The 7148-nt window shown below is 70.0% G+C and carries 14 protein-coding genes; all 14 read left to right on the top strand.

Features of this window, described 5'->3' with window-relative positions; translation table 11 throughout:
* Nucleotides 1–216 precede the first annotated feature (216 nt).
* The 14 genes from U9980_RS18010 to U9980_RS17945 all read left to right on the top strand — a co-directional run bounded on the left by U9980_RS18010 (nt 217) and on the right by U9980_RS17945 (nt 7074).
* Complete coding sequence (locus U9980_RS18010; protein ID WP_322768988.1) at nt 217–426, top strand: hypothetical protein; 210 nt, start codon at nt 217–219, stop codon at nt 424–426.
* A 56-nt stretch (nt 427–482) separates the two neighbouring features.
* Nucleotides 483–914 carry a hypothetical protein gene (locus tag U9980_RS18005; RefSeq protein WP_322768987.1) on the top strand — a complete coding sequence of 144 codons (432 nt, stop codon included), beginning with the start codon at nt 483–485 and terminating at the stop codon, nt 912–914.
* Nucleotides 911–1258 (top strand): hypothetical protein, encoded by a 348-nt coding sequence (locus U9980_RS18000; protein ID WP_322768986.1) that lies wholly within the window; start codon nt 911–913, stop codon nt 1256–1258. The genes U9980_RS18005 and U9980_RS18000 overlap by 4 nt, the downstream gene beginning before the upstream one ends.
* Nucleotides 1259–1314: 56 nt before the next feature.
* A complete protein-coding gene (locus U9980_RS17995) occupies nt 1315–1698 on the top strand; it encodes a hypothetical protein (RefSeq protein WP_322768985.1) in 384 nt (127 codons plus the stop codon).
* A complete protein-coding gene (locus tag U9980_RS17990) occupies nt 1695–2078 on the top strand; it encodes a hypothetical protein (RefSeq protein ID WP_322768984.1) in 384 nt (127 codons plus the stop codon). Before U9980_RS17995 ends, U9980_RS17990 begins: the two co-directional genes overlap by 4 nt.
* Nucleotides 2079–2179: 101 nt before the next feature.
* Nucleotides 2180–3184 (top strand): DUF932 domain-containing protein, encoded by a 1005-nt coding sequence (locus U9980_RS17985; RefSeq protein WP_322768983.1) that lies wholly within the window; start codon nt 2180–2182, stop codon nt 3182–3184.
* Between the two features lie 100 nt (nt 3185–3284).
* Complete coding sequence (locus U9980_RS17980) at nt 3285–3791, top strand: hypothetical protein (RefSeq protein ID WP_322768982.1); 507 nt, start codon at nt 3285–3287, stop codon at nt 3789–3791.
* Nucleotides 3792–3897: 106 nt separating this feature from the next.
* Nucleotides 3898–4281: a hypothetical protein gene (locus U9980_RS17975; protein WP_322768981.1), complete on the top strand. Its 384-nt coding sequence runs from the start codon at nt 3898–3900 to the stop codon at nt 4279–4281.
* 31 nt (nt 4282–4312) lie between these two features.
* Nucleotides 4313–4549 carry a hypothetical protein gene (locus tag U9980_RS17970; RefSeq protein WP_322768980.1) on the top strand — a complete coding sequence of 79 codons (237 nt, stop codon included), beginning with the start codon at nt 4313–4315 and terminating at the stop codon, nt 4547–4549.
* Entirely contained in the window at nt 4546–5004 is a 459-nt protein-coding gene (locus U9980_RS17965) for a hypothetical protein (RefSeq protein WP_322768979.1), read from the top strand. The genes U9980_RS17970 and U9980_RS17965 overlap by 4 nt, the downstream gene beginning before the upstream one ends.
* 43 nt (nt 5005–5047) lie before the next feature.
* Complete coding sequence (locus tag U9980_RS17960; RefSeq protein ID WP_322768978.1) at nt 5048–5320, top strand: hypothetical protein; 273 nt, start codon at nt 5048–5050, stop codon at nt 5318–5320.
* A 205-nt stretch (nt 5321–5525) separates the two neighbouring features.
* The gene (locus U9980_RS17955; RefSeq protein WP_322768977.1) at nt 5526–5846 is read left to right on the top strand and encodes a hypothetical protein; all 321 of its coding nucleotides are present in this window, start codon (nt 5526–5528) and stop codon (nt 5844–5846) included.
* A gap of 24 nt (nt 5847–5870) precedes the next feature.
* Nucleotides 5871–6329 (top strand): hypothetical protein, encoded by a 459-nt coding sequence (locus U9980_RS17950; RefSeq protein WP_322768976.1) that lies wholly within the window; start codon nt 5871–5873, stop codon nt 6327–6329.
* 139 nt (nt 6330–6468) lie between these two features.
* Nucleotides 6469–7074 carry a hypothetical protein gene (locus U9980_RS17945; RefSeq protein ID WP_322768975.1) on the top strand — a complete coding sequence of 202 codons (606 nt, stop codon included), beginning with the start codon at nt 6469–6471 and terminating at the stop codon, nt 7072–7074.
* Nucleotides 7075–7148: the final 74 nt, after the last annotated feature.

Raw genomic sequence — 7148 nt, 5'->3', positions numbered from 1 at the left:
ATCCGAGCCTGCCTGGCAAGCGCCTTTCGGCCGGACGGTCGGAAGCCTTCCGGGCACGTATCAAGGTAGAGGGTGCAAACGCCCGAGCCTGCCTGACGGAGCGCCTTTCCGGCCGGACGGTCGGAAGCCTTCCGGGCACGTATCAAGGTAGAGGGTGCAAAAATCCGAGCCTGCCTGACGGAGCGCCTTTCCGGCCGATCTGAAAGGGATGGGATTGTGTTTGACATTCTTGCCGATCGTGAGCGTGCGCTCGCGATTGTAAGGCGGCGCGGTTTGGATCATTTCCTCATGCTGCTGGACCGGCTGGCGTCCCTCTACCACGGCTGTGACTGCGAGATCTACAAGTTCAGCCTGGAGTGGATGGACGAACCGTACGCACTCAAGGCACGGGGCGTTCGCGGCGACCTTCTGATCGGTTGGCGTTAACCGCCCGACGGTAGGCCGGCACGTCGTCTCAGCCATCTCGTGAAGGGAAGAGATCTGTGACCTGTGAGGTTCTGCCTGAGAAGTTCGTGCGCCGCTTCGAGCTGGGAGTGTGGCGCGAACTGATCGAATCGGCGATGGTCGAATGGTCCCCGGACGAGACCACCAATCTGTACGGCAGTGGTTTCGACGGCACGGAGACCGAGTTTCTGCGCGGGGAGCCCGCCGACGACATCCGCGATTTCCTGGATGGTGCCGCTGACGATCTGGCGTCGCTGGCGGAGCGTCTGGGCTCACGGGCTCCGGCGCCCGAGGAACTGGGCCGGGAGTGGGTGCTGTCGCGGCAGCGGGCGGGCGCGGGGCTGTGGGATCGCGGCTACGGCCCGGAAGGAGACCGGCTGCACTCACAGGCGATCGTCTACTCGGACATCGTCCTGGAGATCTCCGGGGTCGAGGACTACTGCGACACCTGGGTGGTGCGTGTCCTGTGAACGGCCGGCACCTGCGCATCCACCATCGCGACTACTACGAACACGAGGTCTACGACGGTGAGATCCACGCACACGGGGAGCGATCCGATGATCTCGACTGCGAACCCGACGACTATGATCGCGCCGATGGTCTCAGCGCGGTGGACCTTGCCGTGGCCGGTCTGAAGAAGGTGGAAGCCACGGAGCCTTCGGGCGGTCCGGATTTCCCCGGACCGCGCTGCTGGTGGGGCGGCAGGGTCACGCTGGACTACTACACCGGTGAGATGCGGGAGACCTCCGCGCATCCGCACGGGTTCAGCGATGCCGAGTGCCGCGACATCTGGGCACGGCTGACCGGCGCATAGCCAGGCCGCGCCGCGCACCTTTCTCTTCCTCTGCCGACCTTTTCCGAGGTGGTGCCATGCTCGGCATGCTCGCGGACCCCGTGGTTCGGATCGGGGTCTACATCGACGATGACCACGACTACTACCTGTCTCCGATCGGCGATCCGGATGTGATCGCGGAGGAGCGGGCGCGTTTCGCGGACGGGACGTGGGCGGCGTACCTGCTGATGACGGTGGTGGAGTGCCCGCACTGCGAGCGCCGGTACAGCACGGACGTGCTCGGCGGCGTGGTCGTGGAACCGACCGCGCTGGCCGGGTCGATCGTCTGGGCTGACGACGTGTTCCTGCGGGAGAACCCCGCCGACTACCTGGCGATGCAGGTCCGGGACCTGATCGCTGCGGAGCGGGAGCAACCGACCCCGGCCGTGGCCTGGATGCCCCTGACCGGGGACGCGTCGTGAGCCGGGTCGAAGCGGTGCCCCTGGCGAACGGCGCACGGGCACGCCGGGGGACCGCCGCGCTCCTCGTCTCCCCGCATCGGGAGCCGCTCACCGGCGGCGGCCCGGACGCCGTCCACGTCGATCTGATCGTGATCCGCTCAGTGACCCGCGATGGCAAGGTACGCGCCTACGAGCAGATGTGGCCCGGCGGGCGGCCCGTCCGCGTGGCCACCACCGCCTGGACGATCACCAGCCTGATCGACGCGTCGGTGCTCGATCCGACCCATGCGGTCGCGATCGCCCGCGCGCACACCTACCCCGGCAGCAGCCAGGTCCGTCCCTGGGCGTCGCTCGCCGAGGCCCGCGCGGCGCTGCGCCCCGCCCGCAGACCCGCCCCCTAGCCCCCCGCGCATGCCGACGGGCCGACGGGCCGGTGCCCGGCGGCCCGTCGGCATGCCCCCGATCACGCCCCCACCCGCCGTCCCTCGATGGAAGGAACCAGATGTCGAAGGAAACCCTGGCCTGGCTGAACGGCAACACGCTGATCGGCTTCACCGACAAGCGCGGCTACGCCTGGCACTACCGGGCCGACCAGCAGGGCGAGACCAGCCACTACCCGGGGCCGATCCCGGTCGAGGACGTCGAGCGCAGGCTGTTCGGCTGGCAGGCGCTCGAACGGCCGATCTACGTCGAGTCGCCCGTCACCGGAGGACTGGACGTCGTCCCGGACCGCAAGGCCATCGTCCGGTCCGACACCGGAACGGTGATGGGCCTGTTCAGCGACGGCTACCTGCCCCACCCCTACCAGGAGTGGCTGGTCGACAACGTCGGCCAGCTCCTCGACGACGATCTCGCGATCGGGTCGGCCGGCCTGCTGCGCGGCGGTGCGGTGGCGTGGGTGTCGGTGGAGGTCCCCGACACGATCACGACGCCGGAGGGTGTCGCGTTCCGGCCGAACTTGCTGGCCACCACCAGCTTCGACGGCTCGCTGTCCACGACCTACAAGCGGATCGTGACCAACGTCGTGTGCGACAACACGATGGCGGCCGGTCTGCGGGAACGGGGCCAGCAGACGAAGGTCAAGCACTCCGCCAAGTCGCATCTGCGGCTCGCGAAAGCGCGGGAGGCCCTCGTGATCGTGCACACGATCGCCGACGACTTCGCCGCCGAAGTCGCCGAACTGTGCCGGGTCGAGGTCACCGACCGGCAGTGGGCGGCGTTCCTGGACGCCCACATCCCGATGCCCGACGAGAAGGGGCGGGCGCGGACCAGCGCCGAGAAGCACCGCGACACCCTGTCCCGGCTGTGGAACCACGACGAGCGGGTCTCGCCGTGGCGGAACACCGGCTGGGGCGTGGTCCAGGCGGTCAACACCTACACCCACCACGAGCAGACCGTCCGCGGTGCGACCCGCGCCGAACGCAACATGCTGCGGGCCGTGACCGGCGGTGCGGACAGCCTCGACGGCTCCACCCTCGCGACGCTGCGCACCCTGCTGCCGGCCTGACCAGAGCCCTACCCGGTACCGCCCCGCCTCGACGGCCCGTTCGTTGGGGCGGGGCGTTGCCCTGCCCGCGCGCCTGACCGGAAAGGATCGTGGATCTTCGATGTTCGCCGGACTGACCATCGACGGCACCGCCGTGAACAGCCTCGACGAGGACAGCACCATCGAGTTGACCTTCGCCACCGACACCGAGTTCCGTTGCGCCGCCTGCGGGGCGGACCTCGTCGAGACCCCCGGCGGATTCGACGACGACAACGGCGACCGCAACTGCTCCGCTTACCTCCCGGACGGACCCGACGCGGACGGCACCGGACTGCACGAGCCCGAGCGGGTGTCGCTGTCGTGGTGCAACAGCGCCAGCATCCGCACCGATGAAACCGACGATGCGATCACCTTGAGCCTGTCGACCGGCGACCCGCGCGGCGCGTTCACCGTCACCGTGCGCCGCGTCCCCGACGACGCCAACAGCCCGCTCGCGGGACGGCTGCTCCTGCACGTGCCCCACCCGGGCGAGCCGATGCCGCACGAACCACTGCACCCGCTGCACCCCGGCACGTTCGTCATCGGCCGGCCCGCCCCGGCCACGCGAGCCCACCTGTCCGCCGCCTGAACGCCCCGGCCTACAGCCGCCCGCCGCCCGGATAGACCCCGCCGGCCCCGTCCCGCCCGGACGGGGCCCGTTCGCCTACCCCTCTCACGAACAGGAAGGCACACGTATGCCCGCCACGCCGACGGTCGCGGTCGACTTCATCCTGTCGCACGCGACCTCGGTTATCTGGAGTCTTCCGGGCGAGGTCCGCCCGATCGGCACGACCCCCGCAGACGTCACCCCGCCCCGGCCGACGGTCCACGTGGTGCGTGACGCGCTCGTCCGCGTCTACGGCGCCGCACCCGACACCAACGACGCCAGCGACATGTACTCGATCGAAATCGATGGCGTGAAGATCCTCTTCCGGTTGGTCGCAGCAGACGAGGACGCCGAGGACGAGCCGACCCCCGAGGAACCGACCGTCTACGTCTACCTCGAAAACGTCGGCCGCCCGAAGGGCACCCGCCTCGTGGTCGACGTCAACGGCAATGCCAGCGACTACCACTTCTGACCGCCGTGACCGCGCAAGGAGCTGACCCACCATGACGTTGCTGGACCCTGACGCGTTGCCGGGCGCTGACGACGGTGACCTGCACGAGGCGCTGTCCGCGCTGAACGCCGAACTACGGCGCCGCATCGACACCGGCGACGGGCTCGCCGCCGTCGACGGCGCGATCATCGAGGACCCCGCCCACGGACCCATGATCCGATTCGGCCCGTCGCCCGGCGACGGCGTGCCCCCAGCGCCGACGGACGACGACCTGGCAGGTACGACGTGACCGCGGGGGGCCGCACCCCACGTCGCCGCACCACCAGCGCGTCGACCGACCCCGGCCCACCCGTGATCAACCCGGGTGGTCGCGTCGGCGAGCAGGACCGCGCCGACGCTCTGGCCCTGCTCGCACCGCTCCTCGGCGTCGGAGGTCGCCCTGATCGTCTCGCCGAGGCCAGAGCGCACGACCACACGGCGCCGACCTACGACCCGAACCGGATCGTGCGCGTCCTCGCCGCGTTGCGCGACGTCCTGCCTGAGCAGATCGCCGACTGGAAATCCGGCCGGATCTCCCGCCGGTCCGCCGAGCAGATGTGGGCGACGTTTCTCGAGGGCCGGTGCGAGGGCTGCGCCCGCGTCTGCGAGGGCTGCGCCGAATGGGCCGACGCCCTCGGCTACGAGCGGGCAGTCGACCACGGCCGGCCGGTCTGGCGCAGCCGGCCGACCCAGACAAGCCGGTAGCGCCACACACCGCCGCACGGGCGGTTTCAGGCCGACCCTTCGCATGAACAGGACGACAGTCATGCAACCGGAGTTCGCTCTGCCGGCACGATTCGCCGGTGGCCCCGTCATCGCGGGAATCTACGTACCCCGGGCGGACGGTTACGCCCCCCTGTGGGTGGTGGTCTCCGCGAGCCGATTCCCGGACGTCTTTCACGTCGGCATTCTCCGCGAGGCCGGCGAGAGCGTCGCAAGCCGGTACGAAATCACCGCCTACGGCCGTGCGCTGGACCTGATGCGCGCGAAAGCCGACGCCTTTCACGCCACCCGCCGCTAACCCGACGCGCCCGCGACCGAAACGGCCAGCCTCCCGCTGGCCCACTCATTAGGAGCGCACCTGTCCGCGGCGAACGCCGCCGCGACACCGACGACGTGCCCATCCTCCTCGACGCTGCCTTCCCGGCCGCACCGACGAGCACTGAGCGGATATCCCACACACCCCTGTGCCGGTCATTTCCTCCCGGCCGAACCCGGAAAGGAACATGATTCCAATGGTCTACCTGAGTCGCCGTCGTCGCCGCCAGGTTCGCTTCTGGGTATTCGTGCTGCTGCTGGTGTGGCTCCTCGGGGTCGCCACCGCGCACGACGTCACCATGCTCGTCGCCCACGCGGCGGTCGCCCTCGTCACGATCATCGTCGACCTGACCGCGGGGCGACGCCGGCGTAGCCGGCGCCGCATCTCACCGCGCCGGACACGCCGGCACCGTGCCGGTGCCACCGCCGATCCTTGCGTGCGCAACCGTCCGGCCCGGCGGGCGCGGCCGGCCCGCACCAGCGCCCATCGGCCCGGGACGGCCAGCTGACCGGAACAAGCAGAAGGGCAGACCATGTCACCTCGGCCGCGCACACGGACCGCCGACCGCCCGCGACGCGACCCCGACGACCGCAGGACGAACACGGGTGGCCCCCCGACCGAGAACGATGTCACCGACGCCCGCACGATCCTCCGAGCCCTGCACGGCGGGGCAGCCGACCTCGGTAACGCATTCCGGGATTCGGCTCCCTGGGACCACTTCAGCCCGGGATACGACCCGGACCGCATCATCCGTATCCTGACCGCACTACAGGCCCTGATCCCCGAACAGATCGTGCTCTGGGAGACCAGCGTCTCCCCGTCCGCTGCGCGGGAGATGTGGAAATCCTTCCTGTTCGGTGACCACTGCCGTGCCTGCGAGCTTCGCTGCCACACGTGCCACACACTCGCCGACGCCCTCGGCTACGAACGTGTCGGCGGCCGGCGGGTCTGGCGGCGGCGCACCGAAAAGCAGGGCTCCGCACGGCAATGACAGAAAATCCCCTGCCGCGGGCGGCCACGGCGATCTGACGGCGGTTTCCCGTCGCACCCCACGGCGTCCATGCCGACAGAAACGTAGTCCGGCGGCGGTAATCGGCGAACACACCTTCGCGTGGACGTCGCATGCCCGCGTGTCCCTCTTCACCGCCGCGCGCCCGGTGCTCGCCGACCCCCTGCGCGCGAGAAATCCAGCGAACAGGAAACACGTCATGACCGACCCGACACCACCCGCGATCCCGCTGTCCTTGGCTCATCTGCCGACCGCTGGCGGCCTCGTCGTTCCCTGGATCACCCCCCGCACCAGCGGGGGGCGCCACCTCTTCGGGGCCGTCGACCGCGACCGGAAGGATCGGGCGCTGCTGCTGCGTCTATGCGGCGTGTGCGGCCATCGCCTGGACGAGCGGTTGGTACTGCTGATGCGGCTGTCCGACCTGCCTCGGCAGTGCACCGCCGAGCCCGCGCTGCACCCGGCGTGCGCCGCCTACACCATCCGGGCCTGCCCGATGGTCGGCGGACGTCTCGACCACTACCGCAGCACGCCGCTGCACCTCGATCCGACCATGACGCCCCCGGCGGACTCGTCCGCCCGCCACGGCGCACCCGTCGAGCCCTGGTTCGCCGTCTGGCTGCGCTCCTACGAGGTCATCACCGACCACGGCACCCTCGCCGCGTCCTACGTCGGCAGCACACCGCTGCGGATTCGCCCCATCACCTGGCGGCTTCCCACCATCCCCTGAACCCGACCGGCGACCACACGCGGCATTCCAAAGGCCGTGACCTGCGTCCACCGCGAACCGTCCGACCCGCGCAC

It is taken from the genome of Protofrankia sp. Cr1 (assembly GCF_963555865.1).
In the GTDB taxonomy this organism is placed as follows: Bacteria; Actinomycetota; Actinomycetes; order Frankiales; family Frankiaceae; genus Protofrankia.
Note: the sequence above shows the minus strand (reverse complement) of the source record. Positions and strands in the feature narration are given on the sequence as shown.